This window comes from Pseudomonas sp. PS01300 (assembly GCF_029960155.1).
In the GTDB taxonomy this organism is placed as follows: domain Bacteria; phylum Pseudomonadota; class Gammaproteobacteria; order Pseudomonadales; family Pseudomonadaceae; genus Aquipseudomonas; species Aquipseudomonas palmensis.
Map to the genome: position 1 here is coordinate 1 of NZ_JASCPN010000188.1, position 203 is coordinate 203.

At 70.9% G+C, this 203-nt stretch carries 1 protein-coding gene; it reads right to left on the reverse strand.

Going from position 1 to position 203, the window contains the following annotated elements; genetic code table 11:
• Positions 1 to 203, reverse strand: a 203-nt coding sequence (locus tag QMX96_RS26990; RefSeq protein WP_282362751.1) for a contractile injection system protein, VgrG/Pvc8 family, incomplete at both ends; no start/stop codon positions are given.

Genomic DNA, 203 nt, shown 5'->3' on the forward strand with positions numbered 1-203 from the left:
GCCGTGCTCCTCGAGCACCTGGGCGATGATCTGCGGCACCGTCTTGTGCTGGAAGATGCGCTGGTTGATGCGGTGTGCCAGGTACGCCAGCTGCGGGCGCAGCACCAGCCGGTAGCGCGACAGGCGCCGCCCGGCCTCGCCCTGCGCGGCGCTGTAGACCAGCCCGTGAATGCCGCTGCCGCTGGGCGACAGCTGCAGGAAGG